Origin of the sequence: Maridesulfovibrio ferrireducens, assembly GCF_016342405.1 — a bacterium.
Lineage (GTDB): Bacteria > Desulfobacterota > Desulfovibrionia > Desulfovibrionales > Desulfovibrionaceae > Maridesulfovibrio > Maridesulfovibrio ferrireducens_A.
In genome coordinates, this window is record NZ_JAEINN010000001.1 from 70,319 (window position 1) to 93,576 (window position 23,258).

Annotated in this window: 23 protein-coding genes; 4 read left to right on the forward strand and 19 right to left on the reverse strand. The window is 43.8% G+C overall.

The window, feature by feature from the left end:
- Positions 1 to 3: 3 nt before the first annotated feature.
- From JEY82_RS00285 to JEY82_RS00360, 16 genes are read right to left on the reverse strand one after another with little or no spacing between them, the layout of a single operon-like run.
- Positions 4 to 1,533 (reverse strand): PfkB family carbohydrate kinase, encoded by a 1,530-nt coding sequence (locus tag JEY82_RS00285; RefSeq protein ID WP_304081508.1) that lies wholly within the window; start codon positions 1,531 to 1,533, stop codon positions 4 to 6.
- Positions 1,534 to 1,578: 45 nt separating this feature from the next.
- A complete protein-coding gene (locus JEY82_RS00290; protein ID WP_304081511.1) occupies positions 1,579 to 2,454 on the reverse strand; it encodes an N-acetylneuraminate synthase family protein in 876 nt (291 codons plus the stop codon).
- An 8-nt stretch (positions 2,455 to 2,462) separates the two neighbouring features.
- Entirely contained in the window at positions 2,463 to 3,482 is a 1,020-nt protein-coding gene (locus tag JEY82_RS00295) for a sialidase family protein (RefSeq protein ID WP_304081514.1), read from the reverse strand.
- A gap of 20 nt (positions 3,483 to 3,502) precedes the next feature.
- Positions 3,503 to 4,480 (reverse strand): UDP-N-acetylglucosamine 4,6-dehydratase (inverting), encoded by a 978-nt coding sequence (pseB, locus tag JEY82_RS00300; RefSeq protein WP_304081517.1) that lies wholly within the window; start codon positions 4,478 to 4,480, stop codon positions 3,503 to 3,505.
- Positions 4,480 to 6,429: a glycoside hydrolase gene (locus JEY82_RS00305; RefSeq protein ID WP_304081519.1), complete on the reverse strand. Its 1,950-nt coding sequence runs from the start codon at positions 6,427 to 6,429 to the stop codon at positions 4,480 to 4,482. The genes pseB and JEY82_RS00305 overlap by 1 nt, the downstream gene beginning before the upstream one ends.
- 1 nt (position 6,430) lies before the next feature.
- Positions 6,431 to 7,666, reverse strand: a complete 1,236-nt coding sequence (locus JEY82_RS00310; RefSeq protein WP_304081522.1) for an ATP-grasp domain-containing protein — start codon at positions 7,664 to 7,666, stop codon at positions 6,431 to 6,433.
- Between the two features lie 4 nt (positions 7,667 to 7,670).
- Complete coding sequence (locus JEY82_RS00315) at positions 7,671 to 8,876, reverse strand: class I SAM-dependent methyltransferase (RefSeq protein ID WP_304081524.1); 1,206 nt, start codon at positions 8,874 to 8,876, stop codon at positions 7,671 to 7,673.
- A gap of 19 nt (positions 8,877 to 8,895) precedes the next feature.
- Positions 8,896 to 10,425 (reverse strand): TIGR04372 family glycosyltransferase, encoded by a 1,530-nt coding sequence (locus JEY82_RS00320; protein ID WP_304081525.1) that lies wholly within the window; start codon positions 10,423 to 10,425, stop codon positions 8,896 to 8,898.
- 26 nt (positions 10,426 to 10,451) lie between these two features.
- The gene (locus JEY82_RS00325; protein WP_304081527.1) at positions 10,452 to 11,384 is read right to left on the reverse strand and encodes a transketolase family protein; all 933 of its coding nucleotides are present in this window, start codon (positions 11,382 to 11,384) and stop codon (positions 10,452 to 10,454) included.
- Positions 11,384 to 12,214: a transketolase gene (locus JEY82_RS00330; RefSeq protein ID WP_304081530.1), complete on the reverse strand. Its 831-nt coding sequence runs from the start codon at positions 12,212 to 12,214 to the stop codon at positions 11,384 to 11,386. The genes JEY82_RS00325 and JEY82_RS00330 overlap by 1 nt, the downstream gene beginning before the upstream one ends.
- Positions 12,215 to 12,252: 38 nt before the next feature.
- Positions 12,253 to 13,002 carry an SDR family NAD(P)-dependent oxidoreductase gene (locus JEY82_RS00335; RefSeq protein WP_304081532.1) on the reverse strand — a complete coding sequence of 250 codons (750 nt, stop codon included), beginning with the start codon at positions 13,000 to 13,002 and terminating at the stop codon, positions 12,253 to 12,255.
- Positions 13,003 to 13,008: 6 nt separating this feature from the next.
- On the reverse strand, positions 13,009 to 13,932 hold the full coding sequence (locus JEY82_RS00340; RefSeq protein ID WP_304081534.1) for a bifunctional 2-polyprenyl-6-hydroxyphenol methylase/3-demethylubiquinol 3-O-methyltransferase UbiG: 924 nt from the start codon (positions 13,930 to 13,932) through the stop codon (positions 13,009 to 13,011).
- Positions 13,925 to 14,965: a PseG/SpsG family protein gene (locus JEY82_RS00345; RefSeq protein WP_304081537.1), complete on the reverse strand. Its 1,041-nt coding sequence runs from the start codon at positions 14,963 to 14,965 to the stop codon at positions 13,925 to 13,927. The genes JEY82_RS00340 and JEY82_RS00345 overlap by 8 nt, the downstream gene beginning before the upstream one ends.
- Positions 14,958 to 15,641 (reverse strand): pseudaminic acid cytidylyltransferase, encoded by a 684-nt coding sequence (gene pseF, locus JEY82_RS00350; RefSeq protein WP_304081540.1) that lies wholly within the window; start codon positions 15,639 to 15,641, stop codon positions 14,958 to 14,960. Before pseF ends, JEY82_RS00345 begins: the two co-directional genes overlap by 8 nt.
- Positions 15,642 to 15,665: 24 nt before the next feature.
- Complete coding sequence (locus JEY82_RS00355) at positions 15,666 to 16,352, reverse strand: phosphocholine cytidylyltransferase family protein (RefSeq protein WP_304081542.1); 687 nt, start codon at positions 16,350 to 16,352, stop codon at positions 15,666 to 15,668.
- Positions 16,353 to 16,371: 19 nt separating this feature from the next.
- A complete protein-coding gene (locus JEY82_RS00360) occupies positions 16,372 to 17,547 on the reverse strand; it encodes a CDP-glycerol glycerophosphotransferase family protein (RefSeq protein ID WP_304081545.1) in 1,176 nt (391 codons plus the stop codon).
- A gap of 194 nt (positions 17,548 to 17,741) precedes the next feature.
- Between JEY82_RS00360 and JEY82_RS00365 the strand changes: the two genes are divergently transcribed.
- A complete protein-coding gene (locus JEY82_RS00365; RefSeq protein ID WP_304081547.1) occupies positions 17,742 to 18,188 on the forward strand; it encodes a PACE efflux transporter in 447 nt (148 codons plus the stop codon).
- A gap of 9 nt (positions 18,189 to 18,197) precedes the next feature.
- Here JEY82_RS00365 and JEY82_RS00370 read toward each other — a convergent pair whose 3' ends face one another.
- Positions 18,198 to 19,361 carry a hypothetical protein gene (locus JEY82_RS00370; RefSeq protein WP_304081549.1) on the reverse strand — a complete coding sequence of 388 codons (1,164 nt, stop codon included), beginning with the start codon at positions 19,359 to 19,361 and terminating at the stop codon, positions 18,198 to 18,200.
- Between the two features lie 197 nt (positions 19,362 to 19,558).
- Between JEY82_RS00370 and JEY82_RS00375 the strand changes: the two genes are divergently transcribed.
- Positions 19,559 to 20,485, forward strand: a complete 927-nt coding sequence (locus tag JEY82_RS00375) for a DMT family transporter (RefSeq protein WP_304081550.1) — start codon at positions 19,559 to 19,561, stop codon at positions 20,483 to 20,485.
- Positions 20,486 to 20,557: 72 nt separating this feature from the next.
- Here the strand turns inward: JEY82_RS00375 and ychF are convergent, their stop codons facing one another.
- Positions 20,558 to 21,658, reverse strand: coding sequence for a redox-regulated ATPase YchF (gene ychF / locus JEY82_RS00380; RefSeq protein ID WP_304081552.1), 1,101 nt, complete (start codon positions 21,656 to 21,658; stop codon positions 20,558 to 20,560).
- A gap of 155 nt (positions 21,659 to 21,813) precedes the next feature.
- Between ychF and JEY82_RS00385 the strand changes: the two genes are divergently transcribed.
- Together JEY82_RS00385 and JEY82_RS00390 are read left to right on the forward strand one after the other, a co-directional pair.
- Positions 21,814 to 22,164, forward strand: coding sequence for a type II toxin-antitoxin system RelE/ParE family toxin (locus JEY82_RS00385; protein WP_304081554.1), 351 nt, complete (start codon positions 21,814 to 21,816; stop codon positions 22,162 to 22,164).
- A 2-nt stretch (positions 22,165 to 22,166) separates the two neighbouring features.
- On the forward strand, positions 22,167 to 22,484 hold the full coding sequence (locus tag JEY82_RS00390) for an XRE family transcriptional regulator (protein ID WP_304081557.1): 318 nt from the start codon (positions 22,167 to 22,169) through the stop codon (positions 22,482 to 22,484).
- A gap of 20 nt (positions 22,485 to 22,504) precedes the next feature.
- Here JEY82_RS00390 and JEY82_RS00395 read toward each other — a convergent pair whose 3' ends face one another.
- Complete coding sequence (locus tag JEY82_RS00395; RefSeq protein WP_304081558.1) at positions 22,505 to 23,239, reverse strand: hypothetical protein; 735 nt, start codon at positions 23,237 to 23,239, stop codon at positions 22,505 to 22,507.
- Between the last annotated feature and the right edge of the window lie 19 nt (positions 23,240 to 23,258).

The window sequence follows — 23,258 nt, forward strand, 5'->3', positions numbered from 1 at the left end:
AACCTACTTTAGCGTGGCTGTAATATATTTACGCATATCCTGCTTACTTATTGATTTATCATTCCCCATAATCTGAACAGCCAGAGAACCTGCGATGTTTCCGAAAAATCCTACAAGCTCTTCATGAAGTCCCATACAACCCGCCATTGCGGATATGGAGAACAGCGCATCTCCTGCTCCGACTCTGTCTACTACATTAGAGTTGAAAGAGGGTATCCTGACAAATTCACTGACAGGATTCCATAGGGAACAGCCGCGTCCGCCTTGAGTCACCATCGCAAGCTTTGCGTTTAATTTTTCTCCGACTTCTATCAGTAGGGGCCTTAGTTCATTTACCTGATCACGGGATTCAAGCCTTAATTCATGCTCTGCCAGAGAGAAAAAGTCCAAGCTAGGGAATTTGCCGATAGTATTAAAACCTCTGTTCCCGGCGTTTGCCTGTGTGTTTACGGCAAGATACGGAGCTTTTTCAGAGAGCAGTTCGACCATTGCCGGAGTTATGAAACCATGTCCGAAATCCGCGACGATAACAATGTCATATCCGTCTAATAGTTGTTCAAGCTGGCTGCATATCTCTTGTTCAAGATCTTTGGCTAATGGATCATCATTCATTATGTAGATTTCCATGATCTTGCTCAGGGAATAAGCATCGATAAATCTTCTCTTTAGAGTCGTGGGAGCTTTGGAGCGGGTGAAAAAGTGCGGAACGACTTTGGGATTAAGTTTTTCTCTGATAAAATTTTCGTAACGGTCTGTATCCCCGAGCATGGACAGCAGGGTAACTTCTCCCGCGAAATTTGCCACATGATTTGCAACTGCCAGAGCGCCCCCTGCGTACATTTCATGGGATTGATACTTGAGAGCAAGAATAGGGTCTTTGGATGATTTACCCAGTGTTGAAGCAATCTGATATTCATCGAGAATAGTATCGCCGACGATCAGAACCTTTAAATTGTTCATATCATCAAGCATGGTCAGAAGATCCTTCAACTCGTAGCGATTCCGAAACATTTTTAGATATTCGTCAAGTTCTTCGCTGTTTTTAGTCAGGTAGCGGTTAATCAGATTTGATGAACTGAAAACAATATCCGAAGTAAATATAAGTTTTGCACCGATCTCTTTAACGACATCAGCCTCACCGCCGATTTTTCCGGCAGGATCACTATCAACATCTTTGAATTCATCACCTTTAGCATACACATCAGGACGGATGAGCCGCAAAAGTTCTTCGGCTGTGGGCCATTCATTGATAGTTACATAGTCAGTCTCACCCAGTGATGCCAGCGCTTCTGCACGTAATATTTCAGTAAAAGCAGGACGGTCCGGTCCTTTATCTACATAGTGATCAGGCGTTAGGCTTACGATGAGAATATCGCCATGCTCTTTAGCCTGACTTAGGTAACGGATATGTCCTATATGGAGAAGGTCGAAGACCCCGTGGCAAAGAACTATCTTTTTGCCCTGACTTTTAAGCTCTGCCGCAATTTCAGAAAGCTCAGAGATGCTTTTTATTTTATTATCAATACTTGTCATTTCTATATCCTTTTCCACGCTCAATTCAGAGCTCGCAATTTAAGTCTAAGCTTTCCAGTCTCTTCTGATCGATTTTATCGGCCGCAATCCGTCTTCGGGGTCCGCGCGCCATTTCCGGTCCGGCTGTTCCACAGGGGTAGGTGTTTTTATTCCATCACCGTCTGCGTTAAAGCCTGTAAGTACATTTTTAATAAGTCTCTCTGCATCATCCGGTAGCCAGCAGTGTCCGGAAGAATATTCAGCGCCTGACGTATCCAGGTCAAGGTGAAATTCAATCATTTCAGCATCATATTTATGTACAGCGCGTTGGATAACTCCTTCGCTTACTGTATGGTCAGACCAGCCTGTTTTGCAATGGAATTCATTTCTCAGCGTGTTTATTGCAGAAAGGTTTGCCTGTTCCGCAGGTGCCGGATAACCGGAAACGCAGTGCAGTAGTGTCAGATCTTTACAACCGGCTTTGCTAAGGGTGGAAACTGCTGTGGAGATTTCATTCATATCAGCCATTCCTGTTGAGATCACAACGGGTTTTTCTGTCCGCGCGCAAGCAATAAGCAGGTCACTCCAGAGCAGTTCGTATGAGGCAATTTTAAAGAAGTCTACATATGGAGTTAAAATTTCGACAGCACCCAGATAAAAGGGGGTGCATGAAAAGGCTATTCCTGTTTCGTTGCACCGTGTTGCGATTGCAGGGATAAAAGATTCAGGAAGCTCCCACGCAGATCTGTTTCTGTGCTGTTCGCTTTTTGCTAAAATTTCAGGGGCAAAAAGCTCGTCTATTTTGAAGAGTTGAAATTTTACAGCATCGCATCCTATGCGGGCCGAGGTTTCTATAAATTTGAAACAACGGTTTATGTCGCAGGCATGGTTGCTTGAGACTTCAGAGACGAAGAGGGGGGGATTTGAGAGGATGTTCTTCATTTTTGTTTTTATTGATTAATCTCAATCAACATCCGCTCAACTGTAGGAGCTTCATGTTTTCTTGATATATAATATACGGCAATAATTTGTCCTTTTGAATTCAGAGCAAGGTCCCCGTATCCTCCATGAAATCTGCCGCCTTTATACCATGCAAGGGTTTGCGGATGACTCCACGTTTCTCCCCCGTCTTTGGACAGAGAAAGGGCAACCCGGCATCTGCGGTTTTTACGGATCATTCCCCGATAAATCATCAGAACGTTTCCATTCGGTAGCAGCAGGAGCGCAGGGGCTTCTCCGTATAGACCTATAGAGACAGGAGTGCTCCATGTCAGACCTTCATCATCAGAGTGAGATTTGAATAATCCCTCATAACAGGGTTGCTGCCTGATCAGGGCAAGGATTCTGCCTGATTTTAGACGAGTGATGGATGTCTCATTCATTCTGAAGTTTTCGGTGTGTTTAAACATAAATGACTGATGAGATATTTCAAGCGTTTCAGGATTCAACTTGAATGTTCCGCATCCTGCACCGTTATAGAATGTTCCGATGAAAATTGCTTTGTCCTGCGACGGGATGAAGTGTCCGAAGGATGCCCATTCTCCTCCGGGAGGATCAAGGGGACGTCTTTGCGGGAAACTTTTCCCTCCGTCGGTGCTCAGTGAAAAATAGTTTCGGCGCAGTTCAGCGGTGTGGGTGCGGGTGATCATTACCACTCGCTCTGTATCAAGAGCTGTGACCAGAGCGTCATGCTCATTGGTTTTATCCGTGGCATGACTGATTACAAGGTTCGGTTTTTTAAAAGTCAGACCGTCATCGGTTGATCTGGTTGTATAAATATCTCCGGCCATGCCGTGGTCCATGACCCCCCGTAAATCAGGGTGGATATTAACAGCTCTGCGGAACCCCACCAGAAAGTCTTCGTTAACTTTTGTGATAGTTGGAAAGGATTGATAGCCGTCCCATTCCGCCGGAGTGATGCGTTTTGTGTCGAGTATGGAAACAGAAAGTTTGGGTCGTGATGAGTTCATATTTTTTACGCCGTGCTTTTTTATACTGAAACCATTTTAAGAAGGTCGCTTTTACTCAGCCACTGGGTATTGGTGTCGGAGCTGTATTCGAATTTTTGGGGAACTTTAACACCGTTGCAGGTTATTTTATCCCTTTCAAAGTAGCGGTAGGCCGGCTGGATCACATAGTAATTTTCAAACTCGTAAGTGTTTATGGCTTCATTTGCGGGGATGATAAGTTCGTGCATTTTTTCGCCGGGGCGTATTCCGATTATTTCCATTTCACAGTCGGGGCAGAGGGCTTCCGCCATGTCGCCTATGCGCATGCTGGGGCTTTTAGGTATAAATATTTCACCACCCTGCATTACTTCCAGACTGTTGATAACAAAATCTATCGATTGTTCCATAGTAATCCAGAATCGTGTCATATCCGGATCAGTTATGGTAATCCGTCCTGTTTTTTTTAATTTTAAAAATCTGGGAACAATGCTTCCTCTGCTTCCGAGAACATTTCCATATCTGGCGACTGAAAACCTTGTCCCTTTGACTCCTGCATAGCTGTTGCCGTTGATAAATAATTTGTCAGAGCATAATTTTGTTGCTCCGTATAAATTCATCGGATTTGAAGCCTTATCGGTGCTGAGGGCTATTACCCGTGAGACTTTTTCGTTTATCGCTGCTTCTATTATGTTTTGAGTCCCTAGAATATTAGTTTTCACAGCCTCATAGGGGTTGTATTCGCAGGAAGGAACAGCCTTCATCGCTGCCGCATGGATGACAAGGTCAATCCCGCAAAAGGCTCTGAGAAGCCGGTCTTTGTCGCGGATATCTCCGATAAAATAGCGAAGGCATGGGTAATCTTCGGGAGAAAACTTTTCCTGCATTTCCTGTTGTTTATGTTCGTCTCGGCTTAAGATGATAAGTCTTTGCGGTCTATATTGGGTGAGAGCTATTTCTACAAATTTTTGCCCGAAGGAACCTGTTCCACCGGTTATTAATACAGACTTGTTGTTAATCATTAGAACTTATCCTCCATGTATGGCTTGATAGAAAAGCCGGTGGAAAAAATATAATTTGAACCTTCGCAGGAAGTTTGCAGGCTGGTTTCATCCATTTCCTGCATAGAGAAAAAAACTCTGACAAAAGGAGAAGGGGTTGCCTGCTGGCATTTAATCATACCGATAAATGCATGCTCTTTAACCATAGGGGAAATTTCAAGAGCTCTTTCCTCTCCTCCCAAAATCACGGTTGAGTCGGTCATTCCTAGAGCTTGAGATGACGATACGAGAAAAGAAACATGGTCGCTATGATCGAAAGTACAATCTTTCAGGAAATGTGTTTCCCGTTTTCCGCCGTTTGAAGTTGCGTAAAAAAGCTTATCCGGATTCATTGTTCCGGTGAGAAGAGTCACATGCCCCAGACGCATAAAGCCTCGTGGCGGTTCGTTTAAAGAAAATTTGTACAGAACATCGATCTGCTGTTTGTCTCTGTAAATTCTGACAGCCTTATCAAGGGACCCTTGATATAGATTCATGGTGCAGGATATTGTTGTGAATTCAGAAGTCTTTTTTATTCTGGGGGTAATTTTAGCAAGATCTGTATCTTTTGGTATTCCGGGGCCTTCCATGATGATGTGACCTGAGAAAAAATCAGCTCCGAGATCTATATCTTTAAAGTAGCCGTGCCCGAGGGTTCCGAAAGAAGGATACCGGTTGTGTGAGGCAAAGGATGCTTTATGTATTGCCAGCCCTTTGGCAGTATTCAACGTTATTGAAACAGAGGGGGTTTCCACATTAAGCTTTCTTCCTCGCATGGCAACTGTGTCGCCCTCAACTTTGAAAAGTGGTTCTTCTACAATCGCACTTGATTCTTCTGCTATATTCGTAAGCTTTTGGATGGCTTCGGCATATCTTTCTTTTGTTATGTGGGTGCGAAAATCGCTGGACCAGCAGAAACACAATTCCCGCCATTTTTGTTCTGTCTCCGGGCAAGAGTCTATGATCTGGTCAAGTTTGGCGGCAACAGCGCGGCATAATGAATTTATGTAGAAATCGTTTCGTCCGCTAACGGCCCAGCGGGTGATATTGTATTTACTCTGTTTTTTTACAGGGACGGGTTGTTGCGCCGAGCATAATGAAAGTTTGTTGCCCCCCAGCGGATGGTCGAGGTCGTTCAGAACTTTTGAGGGGAGGTGGAATGTATGCTTTCTGTTTTGAAGAGCCTTGAAGGCTAACAGAAGAAGGGACCATTCACTGTCTGCTTCCTGCACTGCTTCCGTTTTATATCTTTGCGGCCTGAAGTCGAATATTTCGGCATCGTTTCCATAAACAGGCAGCCAGCCGGATTCGGTTCCAAGGCTTTCAACGTATTCAATATATTCGGACAGTTCCAGTTCTTTGTGGGCAAATCGTTGCAGTTTCTGGAAGACCATGGAGCGACTCCAGAGTACAGGTATTGATTCATCGTCAATGCCTGAGACTCGTTGCGGGAAATGCTGAATATGGTCATCCCATCCGGAGAATCTGGCAGGGTTGTCATAGTCCATAAAGACCCCTTCATAGCCAGCATTAATATAATGTTCCACAAGTCCTGCGGACCATGCTTGCTCATTAACAAGAGCTATACGGGGTGTTGTTTCCAAAATTTCGTTGCATACGTTTTTACCGATGCGCAGGTTTGCTTTATTGACAGAGGCTGGAACCAGAGGCCCTATTATCTGGGCATATCCGCTGCCTATTAATTCGGCTTTATCGTTTTTGAGCAATTCTTTAAATTTTTCAATCCATTCCGGTGCAAGGTCTTTAATTATTTCAAGAGTTATGCCCGAAGCTTCGATACCGAGCGGAAAATCGTGTTTTTCAATAAGATTAAGCAGCGGCCAATAGCAGCGTTCAATGACCTCCATGCGGCTTTCTTCCGGTATGGAAGAGAACATGAGGTTGAGATGAAATATTGCAAACAGTTTCATATCAACTTTTTTCGGTGATTATTTTTATGCAGTTAACAGCTTTATTCACGTTTTCGACAGCTTTTTCTCTCGTTTCAGCAACCCCCATCACAACTCCGGCTCGGGCAGGATGGTTTGTCGTCGGAGGAATAATAGAACCAGCCTGTGTGCGGATTTCGACCATGCGGATTCCGTCAATAGCAAGAGCTTCTTCGATTCCTTCTATTCTGACAACTTTTCCTTGATCAGGGAAGAGGTAACGCTGTGCTACTCCTTCCTGAAATACAGGAATCATGTCCTTTGGTGCGGGAGTTTCTCCTATTGCAAGCCGGATGGCTGTTCCGATAAAGTCCACACCTGTATTCCACGGTATTTCATGTGTGCAGAAGTATCCTCCGGAAAGTCTCGCCGCTATTTCGATTACGTAAGGTTTGCCGTTATGAACAACCATGTCACCTTTGAATACCCCGTTATTGATACCCAGAGCAATTGCCGCCATTCCGGTAAGTTCTTTCACTTCCTGTTGGGTTTCGTCTGATAGAAATGAGGGCAGTTGTCCTCCATTTTCAATTATATGCGGAGAAAATCTGTCAATATATTCATAATTTCTGTCTGAAAATCCGGGAGTGTATGTTTTCCCGTTTACCACAAAACCTTCGGTGCTGATTTGTGGACCGTTCAGATAGCTTTCAATCATGACCCGCCCGGCAGGCGATTCATGTTGTGCATGTTCAAAAGCCCATTGCAAATCGGGGAGGGTGTCTGAACCGTATTCAAGGCGCAACACTCCGCGGGCACCCCGGCTATCCACCGGTTTGATGACGAGACTTTCTTTCCGTTTTGTAAAATTTTTTCTAAGTTCATCGGCATCAAAAAGTTCTTTATACCAAGGAATGGGTATGCCTGTTTCTTTGAAACGGTTTTTCATTGCCAACTTGTCGGTGGCGAGGGCTGCCGTTTCGTTGCTTACTGCTTGAATTCCAAAAAAATCAGCAACAGCAGCAACGGTATGCGGGGCATCAACAGCCGCACACATTATTCCATCAGGTTTTTTCCCTTTTGCCGCCCAAAGTTTGAGAGCTTCGACGCTTTTTTCAGGGGTGTAGACGCATCCGATCACAGTTTCATGGGCATATTTGAACCCCGGAGCTTCGGGATTGAGGTCGGTGGCGACCACATGGAGTCCCATCTCAACAGCTTTTTGAATCACAGGGATTGTTTCCAACCCCGCGCCAATTATGATCAGAGTCTTTTTCATAAGATTATTCCGGTTTTTTGCAGACCATAAAAGTGTTCTGTCCCTTGTGATCATTAGGGAATACGACTCTTCCCTGTTTTATGCCTATAATCTTTTCTATTTCAAAATGTTCCGAGCATAGATTTGTAATTTCTTCGAGTGAAAATTCTCTCAGGTGCTGGGAGTTCACGGGGATATGCCCCAGACTGTTTTGGGGGGTGCTCAAAATAAGCCGTCCGCCGGGTTTGAGAATCCTGAACATTTCCTTGAAGTAAGGAGCAGGATCAACATGTTCAACTGTTTCAAAACTGGTGATTGCATCAAATGTTTGGTCTGCACAATTAAAGGCGGTAGCATCACCAATTTTAAATGTCAGGTTTTTCTGTGTTGTTTCGGCGGCCGCATTGCTGACAGTTGTTTCATCAAGGTCGGCAGCAATAACATGCGTAGCTTTTTCAGCAAGCATTCTTGCCCCGTAACCGGGTCCGCAGGCACAGTCGAGAACGGTCATTCCCGGATTGATGAAGTCAAGAGCCAGTTCATAGTGGAATCTGAGCTGGTCACCGGTTTTTATGTTTTTGTTGCTGACCTGCATTCGGCCTTCGACATAAACTCCATGCGCAATTTCTCGGCATTTTTTAAGCCATTCATCGCTGACAGGGGAATATGTTTTGAATCGTTCGCATTTGAAATCAGCGCTGTTGCTGAACATGAAAAATTTTGGATGAACTTTGAAGACTCCTGCCTCCGGTAAATATTTGAGCATGGATATAACTTTTTTTAACCCGCTCAGCCTGTATATGTCCGCGGTAAGCTGAATGGGGAAGTCATCCTCCATTTTTATACAGTCCAGATGATTCTGTTCCGCAATTTTCAACATTTCTGCTGCATGCTCAGGAAGCCAGCCGAAGTGAAGTCCGTCAACTCTCACGAATAGTGTTTCGTCCGGAACATGTTGAAGAGCATTGATCATGCGTTCCAGCGGGCTGTCATCAAATCCGTAAAAGACTTCAATTTTGTGTGCAGGAAACATCGAAGGCAGGTCGTCGAGCCGTCCTCCTTTGTCAAAGGCCGGTGCAACTATATAAATTTTAGCGTCGGGAAACTGATTGAGTGCGTTTTCAACTGTCAGGGCAACAACAGGGCGGCCGTCTATTTCATTCATGCACCAGTCCGGCGCGCCGCTCCATGCTCGGGATGCGGCCTGTATCAGAATGATCGGTTTATCCATTTAATTCCTCTTGTGCCTGTTAAAAAAGTTTTGCGGCATGTTTGCGCAAAAAGTATGAGCTGACAGGAGTGTCAAAGCGGCTGTTCAATTCAGAAACTTTGAAAAACGATCTATATTTGTTCTGTAGTTCAATATCTTCGGGAGAGGTTTTCCACGTACCGTTAATTCTCCGGTGCATTTCAAGTATTGCTTCGCGAAGTTCATCCCCTGTGTTGTCTATAACCTCAATGTCGGAATTTATGAACTTTTCAATCGGCCAGCGGCTGATTCCTGATTCCAATTGTTCCGAAACTTTGAGAATTCTTTTTTCGCGTTTGGACCAGAGCAGTTTAAAAAGAATTAAATCTTCAGGATAGCAATATTCAATCATTTCTAGACGGGCAACGTTAACTCTCAGGCAGGGAATCCTGAAAGCACTGGCGACATGTTGCAAGCCGCTTTGAATCCCCACAAAGAATGAACATTTAGAAGTGAGATAAATGTCCATGAAATCAGAACGAATTCCGCTTGTGGCGTAGTCGATGAAGCTCGGGTGATCGATTTGGAGCGGAGCTTTGACAACACTTCCCATCCTTAAAACATTGTAACCACGTTTGAGGAGTTCTTCCGTTCCTGACTTAAAAGTGTCTATGTCCATATTTCTAGGTCGCTGCATATCGCCATCATTAAAGACAGGAATAGCCCCTTGAAGGAATACGGAATCGCGACCCAGCAAACACACATGCGGGAGGTTCGGATCAACACCCATTGCCTTCAGAGTGCTAGTCCCTTTGATTTCCTGAGCTTCGGTAAAAGCTATATGGCGGTCAGCTTGCTGTAGCATGCACTCGAAATCGCGGGAAAATGCAATAATACGGGTATTAAGAAGAAGTTCATGTTGCTCGGCCATATTGAAACGGCGGATTGCATCGAGCAGGTGCTTATTGAATCTGTGAATTTTCATTTTCCGGGCATAAAGTGAGGCAATCGTATTGTTGGCGACTTTGTCATCTTTAAAATAAAAGAGGTCTAAGTAACCATTATGCCTACCCAGATCTATCTCAGATAGATAAATTTCACATTCCAGAGTCAAGTGCCCAAGGCGGGTTGAATATATTTCACCGACTCTGATTTTTTTAAAAAGGGCTACAGCTTTTATCAACAGGGCGATTGTTCCTAACCCCGCCCACTTAGTTATTTCTTTTGCAGGTGACGGACGCAGGTTTATATCGGCTGGTACATCAATGTTCCTGACTGAAATTTTGACTTTGAGATTTTTAAAGCATGAATAGAAACTGACCGCTTTGACCACATTGTCATGGTCATAAGTCATGCCGCAGACAATGACGGCTTCATCCGGTCTGAAAGAAAGCATCCTTTTTAAGAGTGGCAGAAAAAGAGGGTGAAAATTACCTTTGAAATAACTGATATTGGGCAGGCTGTAAGTTTCCCTGTCACGTTCGGGGACAAGAAGGTGGACTTCCGTAGTGTTGTAGTCAATCTTTGCTAGATAGTCTTTGATATAGCTTTGTTTAGCTGTACCTATAATAAGCAAACGTTTTTTTTTCATTGAAATCCGATTAATCCTGTTTTTGCTTATTTCTTGCGGGTCAAAGTCCTGTGAACAGCTTTAATAATATCTTCAGGCAGAAGGCCATATTCTTTAGCCAGATCTTCCGGCTCGCCAGATGCTCCGAAAATGTCATTCACAGCCACTCGTTCAACAGGAACCGGAACGTTTTCGCAAACTATTTCCATCACAGCTCCGCCGAGTCCGCCGTATTTGTTGTGATCTTCGCAGGTTATTATTGCGCCTGTTTCTTTTGCGGCTTTGATTACAGCCGATTCGTCCATAGGTTTAAGCCACGACATGTTCAATACACGGCAGGAGATACCTTCTTTCGCGAGATGGTCAGCGGCTTTCAGTGCGCGGTGAACCATGACTCCTACAGCCATTATTGTGGCATCGTTTCCTTCGCGGAGAACGTGGGCTTTGCCGTGTTCAAAAAATGTGTTTTCGTCAAAAACATTAGGCAGCGGACTGCGCCCTGTTCGCAGGTATAACGGGCCTGTATTGTCGAGCAGATATGGCATTATCGCTTTAAGTTCTATAGGATCAGCAGGTGAGACAACGCTCATTCTGGGGATGCTGCGATATATGGCTATATCTTCAAGAGCCTGATGGGTCGCCCCGTCCGGGCCTACGTCCAATCCTAGATGGCTGGCGGCAATTTTTACATTGAATTCAGGGTAGGCGATTGAGTTCCTGGCTTGTTCCAGCGCCCGCATAGATGCAAAAACAGCGTAACAGGTAACAATGGGGATAATCCCTGATTCCGCGAGTCCTGCGGCCATTGAAAACATATTTTGCTCGGCAATTCCGCACTGAATAAATCTGTCAGGATATGCTTCGCGAAAATGATAAGTTCCCGTTCCGCCTGCAACGTCAGCATCCAGAACAACGAAGTCCTCACGTTGTCCGGCAAGTTCTGTAAGTATTTTGCCGAATGCGTCTCTCATATTTTCCATTATATCAGGTCCTCGCAGCCACATTCTCTCATGGCACATTCTCTTTCTTTTCCGGTGGGGCAGAGACTGCCGTGCCATTTCGGCACATTTTCCATGTACGAAATTCCTTTTCCCTTAACTGTGTGGGCTATAATCATGGTCGGTTTTCCGGCCAAGGCTCTTGCCCGTCCGAATGCGTTCTCAATTTCGCGGAAATCGTGACCGTCAATTTCAATTACATGCCATCCGAACGCCTTGAATTTATCGTTCAAAGGTTCGAGGGCGGTAATGTTGGTGTTCAGGTCATCACTTTGAAATTTGTTGTAATCAACGATGGCAACCATGTTGTCCAGATTATGATGAGCAGCGAACATACAGCCTTCCCAGATCTGGCCTTCGTTTAATTCGCCGTCTCCGAGCAAAGTGTAAGTGCGGTTTTTTCTGCCTGCTCTTTTGGCTCCGAGGGCACATCCGATGGCAAAGGAAAATCCCTGACCAAGCGAGCCTGAGTTAAATTCTACTCCGGGAGTTTTGATCCGGTCGGGATGGCCTTGCAGCATTCCTCCGGCATGGCGCAGAGTTTTGAATTCTTCTTTGGAGAAGAACCCTTTTTCCGCAAGAGCCGCATAAAGAGAAAGGCAGGAGTGTCCTTTGGATAGTATGAACCGGTCACGGGCAGGATCATTCATGTTTTCCGTGCAGTAGTTCATCTCGTTGCAATAAAGCCAACTAATGATTTCAACACATGAAAGTGAACCGCCGGGATGGCCCGATCCTGCATGGCAATTCATTATGATGATTGACTTTCTCAGCTCGGCAGCAAAGTTTTTAAGTTCGTCATATTTGGACACGTTTATGGTTTCTCCTGTCGATATATATACTGCACCTGTTAAAAATAAAGGCCGCCGTTGACGTTAATTGTCTGCGCTGTGATGTATGATGAATCATCGGAAGCCAGATATACTACGGTGTCGGCAACTTCAGAAGTTGCACCGAATCTTTTCATGAGCACATTTTCAGCCGCTTTTTGAACAGCCGGATCTTTAAGCCCTGCATCGGCCATTTCGGAAGCAATGAGACCCGCGGATATGGTGTTGCAGCGGATATTCCATTCTGCACCGAATCTGGCGGCAACTTGTCCAAGTGATATAAGTCCTGCTTTGCTTGCTGCATAGTGGGCCGTCCGTGGACCGCCGTATTGACCGCTGACCGATCCTATATTGATTATGCTTCCGGCCTTACTTTTTTTGAGAAGCTCAAGGCAGCGTTGAGTGCAAAGGAATGGGCCTTTGAGGTTTACCCCTAAAATTTTATCCCAGTCATCAGAAGTTATCTTGTCAAAGTCGGTTGGGTTATTTATTCCGGCATTATTGACCAGAATATCCAGTCGTCCTTCTTTTTCAGTGATATCAGCAACAACTGTGTCTATAGAACTTTCATCACTTACTTCAAGCTGGAGAGTGCGGGCTTTGCCGCCCTTTGTAATGATTGAATTGACGGTTTCATCTGCACTTTTGCGGTCTGACACCCATGTGAGAATTACTTCTGCTCCGTTTTCAGCCAGCTTAGAGCTGATGGCCTTACCTATTCCTCGTCCGCCGCCTGTGATCAAGGCTATTTTATTTTTCAATCTGTTCATTGGAAATTATTCCTGTTCGGTCTTTTTTTGTGCAATCACAAGTATGGTTCGGCCCATTTCAGCCTCGGCAAAGCAGCCGTATATTTTGTCCAGAAAATCTCTGTTTCCGCTTTTAGTCAGATTTCGCTCAAGCTGTTTGCGCATGGCGTGGCATTCGCGTCCGAGTTTGGGGTCATCGAGATAATTTTTACCCATGAGCAGAAAGAGTTCCATCGGAAATGAAACTTCTGAATGACAGGTAGTAAAACCGCAACGGGAGAGCAATCCTTCGAGTGATTTTTTATTAAAATAATTGATATGATGCGGAGGATTTATCCACCACGGACGTGTACTCATGTCTTCGCTTAAAATCTTTTGAACGGGAGTATAATCGTTTGGAACACCTATAGCGATAAGTCCGCCCGGACGCAGAACCTGATTGCAGAGGTCCAGTATTGCGCGTGGATATGGAACATGCTCCAGAACATCCCCTAAGTGAACCACATCGAATTGACTCAGACGGTCTGCACACTCCTGGTCAAAGACAGCGCATTCTACATCAAGTCCCTGCGAGCATGAGTACTGTGCGGCCTTATCGGAAGGCTCGATTCCTTTAACCGTCCAGCCCCGTTTTTTTGCCTGTCCGAGCAGGAATCCGTTGCCGGAACCTATGTCTAAAAAGCTGCCTGTTCCGTTTGAAATTTTTTCGAGAGTTGCAAGCCGTGCATCATTAATGCTGTCCAACCATTCTTTGTCTTCAAGCTGATGTTCAAGCATGAGAGGTTTCTCTTTTACATGGTAATCATGCTTGTAACTTTCACGAAGTTTATCCTCATCCGGGATAGGAATTATGTGGTTGAAACCGCAGAGTTCGCAGTCTATTACATCAAACCCGTCCACACTGTGCAGGACTGTTCCTTCGTGTTCTTTCCAGCTTTTTTTGTCACTCATTTTCATCTCCGAGGTGTCTGGCTTTTAGTCGCTTGATTATGGACTTTGCAATGTTTGACGGTCCGTTTTCTAGGTTTAATTTTTCGGCATTAGAAACCATTTCAGCCCGTAGTTTCGTATCGGAAATGATTTTTTGAAGGCTTTTTATCAGTTCTTGATCTGTCACAAGGTCATATCTGCCGAGGGATATAGCTGCTCCGGTTTCATGCAATGCTGATGCCGAGCGGGCGTGGTCATCAGTCAGGCACAATAACAGTTGCGGAGTGCGGCAGGCTGCCAGTTCATAAGCTGTTATACCGAACGAGGCCACGGCCGCATCACATTGGACCATAAGCCGGGAAATGTTTTGAACATTGTTAATAAGTTCAACCCTGTCGCCAAGCTCTACCGCTATCTTTTTGATTCTGTCCAGATTTTTGAACATGGGACCGAGGACAACTTTTGCATGCCATGGTTCTTTTACGGAGGATAAACCTTGTAATATTTTTGCGGTCAGTTCTGCCGGATCGCTTCCGCCTGCCGTTATGAGCAGTTCAGGTATGGAATATTTTTCCTTTTGTTGCTCTATCCCGCTAATAGCGCTAAATTCTTTGCGTAAAGGGATGTATTGCCAGCCACAAAAAAGTTCTCCCGAAAAGTTATTCCAGCTCAGTTCTTGAACTTGCGGGACAGGAGGATAAAAAACCAGTTCGCTTTTTAACCTATTCGGTGTGGGGTCATCGATAGTGCATATGAGTACGTTTTTAGCAGATGCGTTCGCGAAGAAAGCTTCATCTAAAGGAATGAGCAGGTCGAGAACAACGACAGCTTCGTCTGTAAACTTATACGAGTTGAAATTCGAGACTTCTATGACTTCAAATCCTGCATCACATATTTTGTTCCGGGCGGCTTCATTGCCTTTGAATACAAACACACACTTGCTTTCGTGTTCATCTCTAAGCTCCGTGGCAAGAGCCAGGCATCTCCCAACATGTCCGAATCCTCTTTCGATTGAACCTTCGCAGAATAAAAGTATTTTAAACGGGTTACGCATCGAGGACGAAAGCCTTGTAAAGCCGCTCTGCAATTTCCCAATCTTCTATTGTGTCAATGTCCACAGCCATGTGGCGGGGGAGGAAGTAGGGCAGATTCAGAGCTTCAGTTCTGTCGGAAGGAAGGTCTGTTAATTCCTGCCAGTAGAATTGCGCCGCATCATGAAAGAATGTCGGTAAATCCTGAGATCTGCTTGATGCATATTCGGGGAATGCGTATTGCACACCGCCTTGTTCGTTCAGCTTAAAAGCTCGAAGAATGGGGTATGCAAATTCTGTTACGCCCAGAACACAGTTCGCTTTTTTTTCGCGCATCAGTTTGTAACCTCCGCGCAGGGTTTCAGCAGTAATAAAGGGGTTTGCAAAAAATTGGCAGAATCTTTCGGGCTGGCCGAGGTTTTCTTTTACCCAGCCTAAAGCGTGTTCTATGACCGGAGCAGTTGCAACAAAATCTCCGGCAAGCTCTGCCGGGCGCATAAACGGAACTTCTGCGCCGTATTCTTTCACTACTTCGGCAAACTCTTCACTGTCGGTGCTCACTATGATGTGATCAAAAAAACCGCTCTCGCGGGCGGCTTCAATGGCATAGGCAATGAGAGGTTTTCCCAGAAACGGGCGGATCGATTTTTTAGGAATACGTTTGCTTCCGCCGCGAGCGGGAATGATTGCTACCTGCATATTTTACTTGTCCGATGCTTAAAATTATTTGTTATCGCGTGTTTGGAAAGATGCCTGCGCGGAAACCCAGTCTTCTTCGAAATCAACTTCAATACATTTGTAATCAGAGATGTCTACGGGTTTAATTTTAACACCGTCCTGAATGATCATTTCAATCCCTTTTTCAAAGTAGTCGTTGTCGTCACATTTGCGAAGTGCCTCGGCATAGGTCTCGAGATCTTTTTTGAGGATCATGTTTATACCGACCGCTTCGCCTTCCGCGTTTACGACTTCTTTAGAAATTTCATTGATGTAGCCTTGATCGTCGCGAGTATATTTGACTTCTTCTTCGCCGCAGGATTTGCAGTCAACACAGACAAAGCTGTCATCTTTAATACTTAAAACTTTGCGAATAATTGCTTTGTCAAAAACAACATCTCCGTTCATCCAAAGGATATCATCATCCAGATCTTCAATGGCACAAAGGAGGCTTTTGGAAGTGTTGGTGATGTAGTAGTTCGGATTGTATTTGTAGTAGACTTCGGGGAAATTTTCCATGATCAGAGTCATCTTAAAGCCTACGACAATGATGATTTCATTTACTCCCAGATCTTTGAGAATTCTGATCTGTCTACCGAGAATCGTTTCTCCGTAAGGCAGAACTGAAAGAGATTTCGGAAAAGGTCTGCTGAGTCGACTGCCGATACCTGCCGCAAGGATGACTGCTTTCATGATATTTGCTCCCTGTTTGCTAGAGATAGTTAGAAACTACATGTTTACCAAGTCTTTCTGCCGCGAGGCCGTCCGCATTGCTAAAAGATAAGTCTCTAATTTTTTGCCTGACATCTACGAAATCATCAATGTTATTTAGCATGATCTCTTCAAAAGCGGTATAGAGATCATTCTCATTCATAACTTTTTTGCCCGGTGTCATTGAGTCGTAATCGAAAAGGAGTTCTCTGTTTTTAGTGACATACTTTTCAAAGTCGTATGGATAGAAAACCATAGGGTTATCCACCAGCAGAAAATCGAAATAAACGGACGAATAATCTGTGAGCAGAACATCGCAAAGAGGAAGGAGCGGGTATGCATCACTTTTTGAATCCATCAACCGGATGTTTTCTGGCAGGGTCACCTTGTTGATTGTCAGATATGGGTGAAATTTGCAGATGAACATAAGATTATTCTTTTTGCAGAATTCTGACATGCGCATCAAGTCTATGGCTCCGTCTTCGAATGGGCTGCCGCCGGTGTCTCGAAAAGTGGGCATGAAAAATACAGTTTTGCCACCGAGCTTACGAAATTTTACAAGCTCTCCATAAAGATCGCGATCGGCATTGATCATGTCGTATTTTGTCGGGCGACGTTTGAGAACATCGTTGCGCGGGTAACCTGATTCGATAAATTCTTCGGCTCTAAATGCTTTTGCGAAAGCTTTTTCAGTGAAAAATGGAGAAGTTGAGACTACAGCATCATAGCCCGAGTATACGAAAGTTAAATGTTTCGCTTTTTCAGGATTCATGTTCACAGTGGAGTTTATTTCTGGAAAACCGATGGCTTTTAAGGGGATGCCATGCCAGAGTTGTATTGTTTTTGCGCCTGATAGTAAGGCCCACAGAAACTCTTGATCCTTCCAACTGAAATCGTCGGAAACAACAATACCTGTTCTTGCCATAAGGTCAGCTGCATCAGGGTGGTTAACCCATGTTGCGGGAAGTCCCTGTTCTTTAAGAACATCTGCTTCTTTTTTGTCGAAGGCCATAAAATGACATTCCAGTTCAGGCTGTTTTTTCACACAATGAAGGAAGAAATATTTAACATTATCCATGAAACGACTTCCCGCACGTCCAAAAAATATAGTAAGATTTTTTTGTTTAGGAATTGATGAAGCCAGTTCTTGAAGTTTTGTCATTTCATTTTGCGACATGAAAGCTCTCTACTAATGTTTTATTGGAAAGTATGATTTTTTTGACGTTTAATCATATCTTATTCAAATTAAATGCCAAAAACAATGAAAAGTGAATAGTACATAATAATTCATTATTTTATTTACTATTTATAATTATTAATTTTTATAAAAATGGCCTTGTTAATCGGATTATTGTACGATAGTTTCCGCCCATGCGAAACACAGCTGATAGAATTAGACATACGTTACTTTTTGAAATAATTGGCATTTCTGCTTGCGTTCCCCTTGCGTCATGGATTCTTGGGAAAGGTCTTGCGCAGTTAGGAACAATGAGTTTGGCTATTTCATTTACCGCAATGTGTCTGAATTTTATCTTTAATTTGTTGTTTGATAAAGCGCTGATCAAGCTTGGAAGGCCGGTAAATATCAGGCCGACATGGATGAGAATATTTCATGCTACGCTGTTTGAGGTGACCTTGCTTGCACTCACTCTTCCCGGTGTTGCATGGTGGCTGGATATGACTTTGTGGGATGCATTTGTTACGGATTTGGGTTTTGCTTTATTTTTTCTGGTTTATGCATTTTTCTTTAACTGGACGTACGATACGGTGTTTCCAATGCCTGCAACTCTTGTCCCTGCTACTGCTGAAAATAATTAACTCTATCGTTTATTTTCTTTTTCGAAATAACTTGCCGAGAACAGACTTCTTTTTGTTTCGTGCGCTTTCTTCGTTGTTATAATTTTCTTCCTGAGAGCTGTTCCCTTCCTGATAATCAGGTTCTGTTGCTTCTTCCTTATTCTTTCCTGAAAAACTTGCAAAATTTGCAACCTTCTGGGCTTGCCGGGCTGAATAACGTGCGGCCTTTCCCGTCGCTTCGAATGCTTTATCTTTTGAATCCACAACCTTTCTTGCCGCGCTCATGGCCTTATCACCAGCTGAACGTGTAATTGTTTTCAAGTAGACTGAGGTGATCATCTTTGTAGAATTGACGGCAATGGAGAGCAGCAAGCCTGCGGCCTCTTTGAGTACTCCTCTGCGATATCCGGCGGTTTTTTTATCCGTTCTGTAACTGAAATGGCCACGTGTGATGATGCCGACTCTCAGTGCTAGAAACGCATTGGTGGAACCGTCCAGTATGGACGCGGTTATTATAGAGGTCAGCCCGCCGGCTCCGGGAATCATGCCGAGAGCCGAACCTGCCAGAACGGGCGACATTATCGCTTCAATCTGCGATTGAATGTCCAGATCTTCCACTGCGCTTGCAAAAAAAGCCGTTACTGCTACATTTGAGTATACGGAAATCATATCCCGTAAGGACGGGCGCTGATTGTAAATTTTAGAGACATCCCAAACCAGCTTGGTGAGCGACCCCAGCACGATAAATGAATCAAGCTTGCCGTTCTGCGAAATAGCAGTGCTTAGAAATATCCGCGAAGCTACGGATTTCATTTTTTCTGTGGAAATTTCGTCCAGACCGTTCAAAGCAAGATCGAGATCCTCATTTCTTGAAAGATTAAGTTTCATTTTGCGCACATGTTTATTACTGCGCAGTCTTTTACGCAGTTTGCGTATATATTTTTCTTGTTCGGCGGGAGTAGGGTTATCCGGCATGGTCAAGGGTCCGGGGCGGAAAATAAACATCACCAACGGGCTGATACATATGATCAAAAACAACCCGCTCAGTCCGAATAAAATGTAATCATATGACTGTGGAAAGTATGCGGCACAAAGCTGTGCCAGCGCTGAAATCTGATTCAGCATGAATATAATAAAACCCGCAAGCAGCAGAAACATTCCGGCAGATATTAATCTGGTCAGCGTTTTTGACATTATATACCTCGCCCGTTTCGGGCTTTTTAATCGGTCTTATCTCTTTCTATATAATTGCAGTCTCATACGTCAAACAGGGAAAAATAAAGAATATATTTTTTTACGCATAATTTCTCTTTTAACTCTCAAGCAAATTCAATACCGTTAATTTTTAAAATTATTGTAGCACTTTGCGTAAATTCGCAATGGAGTAGTAATTGTATAACGAAAGGTCAGCCGTACGAGTCGGAATTGTACAAGTTCTTGCCGGATCTGCGCTAATTTCACTGGTGGGCATTTTTATAAAAATACTAGTTGTTGATTACGCCTTGCCCGTTCTTGTTATGGGATTTTGGCGTAATTTGTTCGTCTGCGGAATTTTGCTGGTGGCGCTGAAAATTAAGAGCCCCGCATTATTGCGGGCCGGACGTGAAAATATCTTTTTGCTGGGAAGCTACGGGCTGGTTCTGGCGCTGTTGAACGGAATATGGGGTGGGTCCGTGTTTTTCAACGGGGCCGGAGTGGCAACGGTTTTGGTGTATGTTTCCGTGCCTATCACTGTTCTGGGTCAATGGTGGCTCGGAGGCGGAAAACCTTCGGCGCGGATTATTCCTTCCATCGTTTTTTGCATGGTCGGTTGTGCGCTTGTCTGCGGAGTGCAGGGAATTTCAGACTTTGCGTTGACACCTATAGGAATTTTTCTGGGATTATTTTCGGGTATTTTTTATGCGGCTTATGGTCTTATGGGCAGGGCGTGTGCCCTTCGGGGATTGAATCCATTTACCGTGCTTATGTATATTTTCGGCTTTGCCGCATTTTTTATGCTCATAGCAAATTTATTCTCGGGCGGAGTTATCCCCGGAGCCGCAAGCGAACCTGCACAGATTTTAATGCCGGATGTACCGCTGAAGGTGTGGGGTATCATTTTGACACTTGCCATCGGGCCGACCATGACCGGCTGGATGCTTATCAATATGAGTATGTCCCGTTTGTCTCCTTCGGTGGTGAATATTTTACTGACCACAGAACCCATGATGACAGCACTGGTTGCCATACCTGTTCTGGGAGAATTTATGACCACGATGCAGTGGGCGGGGTGCTTTATGATTATCGGCGGGGTTGTTCTGCTTAAGAGGCGAAATTAAAAGATACATTATTGATCACAAAAAAAGGGAGCCGCGAACGGCTCCCCTTTTACTTTGGTGCTTTTAAAATCTCTATACGTTGAAGAGGAAATGAACAACGTCGCCATCTTTGAAGACGTATTCTTTACCTTCTGAACGCAGAACTCCGGCCGCGCGACAGGCTGCTTCTGTACCGTGCTTAACGTAGTCTTCGTAACCGATAACTTCAGCGCGGATGAATCCTTTTTCAAAGTCCGTATGGATGGCGGCGGCGGCACGTGGTGCTTTATCCCCGTCATTAATGGTCCATGCGCGAACTTCTTTTACTCCGGCAGTAAAGTAGCTGATCATGCCGAGGGTTTTGAACCCTGTGCGGATGATTTTAGCAAGGCCGGATTCGGTCACGCCGTAAGATTCAAGGAAATCCTGATATTCTTCATCTTCAAGACCGATCAGTTCTTCTTCCATCTTGGCGGAAATTTTTACGAACGCAGCGCCGCGTTCTTCTGCAAGTTTCATTACGGATTTAACGTAATCATTATCTTCTGTCAGGCCGTCTTCATCAACGTTCGCGCAGTAGATAACTTTTTTAGCAGTGATTAAGCGCAGGTCTTTGAGCAGCTCATCCATGATGTCGGTGTCGAGTTTGTCATATGTGTTGGCTGGGTTGCCTTCGTTCATGTACTCAAGCAGTTTTCTGCCTTCCTCGACTTTAGGGCCGAAAGATTTGTCACCTTTGATCTGCTTAGCCATGCGTTCAACACGGTTTTCAAGAACCTGAACATCGGAAAGAATGAGTTCGGTTTCAATAATATCAATATCGCGGATAGGGTCGACAGAGTTGGAAACATGGATAACATCGTCATTGTCGAAACAGCGGACAACATGAAGAATGGCCTGTGTTTCGCGGATGTTACCAAGAAATTTATTACCGAGTCCTTCACCTTTACTGGCTCCGGCAACAAGTCCGGCGATATCGATGAAGTCTACAGTGGAACTTTGAACCCGCTGAGGATTAACAAGCTCGGAAAGCTTATCAAGGCGAACGTCCGGCACTGGGACAACAGCCTTATTAGGTTCAATGGTACAGAATGCGTAGTTTGCACTTTCTGCGTTCTGAGCTTTTGTGAGGGCATTAAAAAGTGTGGATTTGCCGACATTAGGCAAGCCCACGATTCCTATACTAAGGGCCATATCGGTGGTACTCCTGAATTCTTTATTGTGGGGGCAGGGTGTTTAAAACAGACCTACGCGGCCCTCAATACCTTGCTTCGCGGTGTTGGGCAAGGGAAGAATGGGGGGTGGAATTGGTGTGTTGACAAATATTCATTGTAGGTTATATTTTGATTATGGAATGGGAAATAATTTTATGTGACGAGTTCGAGCTTGAATTCGCAGACTTCAATGAAAAATTGCAAGACGAGCTTATGGCTCATCTTATAGTTCTTCGTAAGTTTGGACCTGCGTTAGGGCGTCCTTTGGTGGATAGTCTTAATCAGTCAAAAATAGGTAATATGAAAGAGTTGCGTTTCAGCTTTGATAAACAGCCGCATCGATATTTTTTTGCTTTTGATCCTGAGAGACGGGCAATTATTCTGGTGGGTGGAAGCAAAGCCAATGACAAGAAATTTTATAAGAAACTAATTCCAATTGCGAATGAACGTTTTAAGAATCATTTGAAACATCAGGGGAGGAAATAAACATGGCACGTAATCTAAATGATATGCTGAGGGAACTTCCCGAAGAGCGGCAAAGTCGAATTAAGGCTAGGGCAGATCAACTTTTCATGGAAGTTACTCTGCACGAACTTCGTAAGGAGCTTGGGCTTTCGCAGGTAGAACTTGCGGAAATTTTAAAGGTATCACAAGCTTCTGTTTCAAAACAGGAACGGCAAACAGACATGCAGATCAGCACTCTATGTCAGATTATCCATGCGATGGGCGGCACTTTGAAGGTCACGGCTTCTATACCCGGCAAGGGGGAGTTTAAGTTGACTCAGTTTGAGGAGTGTGGGCAGTAAAGTTGGATTAAAAATTACTTCTAAATAGAATCAATCATTGACTGAATTATATCTTCTTTGCGGTATCCATCAATGAAACTAAAGCCCGCGAAAACTTCATATAGAAAGCGACCAAGAGATTTTATTTCATCATAATCATTGGTTGTATTTTTAAGTCTATAGACTTGTTGAGAAAGGGTTTTAAAAAATGTGAAGACTTTTTCATTTTCAATGTCAACATTGTTTAGTACTAAAGATATTTCTGTCATAAAAATTTCCATTTCAGTAAGTAGCGAGATTAAAATTTTCCCCTCTAGCCTATTCACGACTTGTTGCCATTTATTTTGTGAATCGCCATTTTTTTTATTGAAATGAAGCCTGAATTTATCTTGGTCCATTAGTTCTTCAATTATATCATCTGAATAGGGATATGTTTCTACACTGAGAAATAGTGTAAGTACATCCTTTTTAAAATATTTATATTGCAGATTTAGTCTTTTCTTTATTCTTTTTTTTCTTTGCCGTTCTGGTAAGTATACTAAAATTGTATAAAAGGTGATGCTCACAAGGAAACCGCTAGAAATATTAAATATAAGAGTATTACCGATCAAAAATTTTTCAAAAAGTATTTTAAAATAAGAAGATTTTAAAAATATAGGGATAGGTTCATTACAGCTTTTTAAGACTAAGAATAAACTTATGATAAATCCTAATGCAATAGGTGAATAGATTGTTTTAACAATTAATTTTAGTTTGTTATCTTTTGAATTAGCCATAATTATTAATACTTGAACC

Coding starts and splice junctions, on each gene's coding strand:
- JEY82_RS00285 (WP_304081508.1), bottom strand. CDS start 1,533: ATGACAAGTATTGATAATAAAATAAAAAGCATCTCTGAGCTTTCTGAA.
- JEY82_RS00290 (WP_304081511.1), bottom strand. CDS start 2,454: ATGAAGAACATCCTCTCAAATCCCCCCCTCTTCGTCTCTGAAGTCTCA.
- JEY82_RS00295 (WP_304081514.1), bottom strand. CDS start 3,482: ATGAACTCATCACGACCCAAACTTTCTGTTTCCATACTCGACACAAAA.
- pseB (WP_304081517.1), bottom strand. CDS start 4,480: ATGATTAACAACAAGTCTGTATTAATAACCGGTGGAACAGGTTCCTTC.
- JEY82_RS00305 (WP_304081519.1), bottom strand. CDS start 6,429: ATGAAACTGTTTGCAATATTTCATCTCAACCTCATGTTCTCTTCCATA.
- JEY82_RS00310 (WP_304081522.1), bottom strand. CDS start 7,666: ATGAAAAAGACTCTGATCATAATTGGCGCGGGGTTGGAAACAATCCCT.
- JEY82_RS00315 (WP_304081524.1), bottom strand. CDS start 8,876: ATGGATAAACCGATCATTCTGATACAGGCCGCATCCCGAGCATGGAGC.
- JEY82_RS00320 (WP_304081525.1), bottom strand. CDS start 10,425: ATGAAAAAAAAACGTTTGCTTATTATAGGTACAGCTAAACAAAGCTAT.
- JEY82_RS00325 (WP_304081527.1), bottom strand. CDS start 11,384: ATGGAAAATATGAGAGACGCATTCGGCAAAATACTTACAGAACTTGCC.
- JEY82_RS00335 (WP_304081532.1), bottom strand. CDS start 13,002: ATGAACAGATTGAAAAATAAAATAGCCTTGATCACAGGCGGCGGACGA.
- JEY82_RS00340 (WP_304081534.1), bottom strand. CDS start 13,932: ATGAGTGACAAAAAAAGCTGGAAAGAACACGAAGGAACAGTCCTGCAC.
- JEY82_RS00345 (WP_304081537.1), bottom strand. CDS start 14,965: ATGCGTAACCCGTTTAAAATACTTTTATTCTGCGAAGGTTCAATCGAA.
- pseF (WP_304081540.1), bottom strand. CDS start 15,641: ATGCAGGTAGCAATCATTCCCGCTCGCGGCGGAAGCAAACGTATTCCT.
- JEY82_RS00355 (WP_304081542.1), bottom strand. CDS start 16,352: ATGAAAGCAGTCATCCTTGCGGCAGGTATCGGCAGTCGACTCAGCAGA.
- JEY82_RS00360 (WP_304081545.1), bottom strand. CDS start 17,547: ATGTCGCAAAATGAAATGACAAAACTTCAAGAACTGGCTTCATCAATT.
- JEY82_RS00365 (WP_304081547.1), top strand. CDS start 17,742: ATGCGAAACACAGCTGATAGAATTAGACATACGTTACTTTTTGAAATA.
- JEY82_RS00370 (WP_304081549.1), bottom strand. CDS start 19,361: ATGTCAAAAACGCTGACCAGATTAATATCTGCCGGAATGTTTCTGCTG.
- ychF (WP_304081552.1), bottom strand. CDS start 21,658: ATGGCCCTTAGTATAGGAATCGTGGGCTTGCCTAATGTCGGCAAATCC.
- JEY82_RS00385 (WP_304081554.1), top strand. CDS start 21,814: ATGGAATGGGAAATAATTTTATGTGACGAGTTCGAGCTTGAATTCGCA.
- JEY82_RS00390 (WP_304081557.1), top strand. CDS start 22,167: ATGGCACGTAATCTAAATGATATGCTGAGGGAACTTCCCGAAGAGCGG.
- JEY82_RS00395 (WP_304081558.1), bottom strand. CDS start 23,239: ATGGCTAATTCAAAAGATAACAAACTAAAATTAATTGTTAAAACAATC.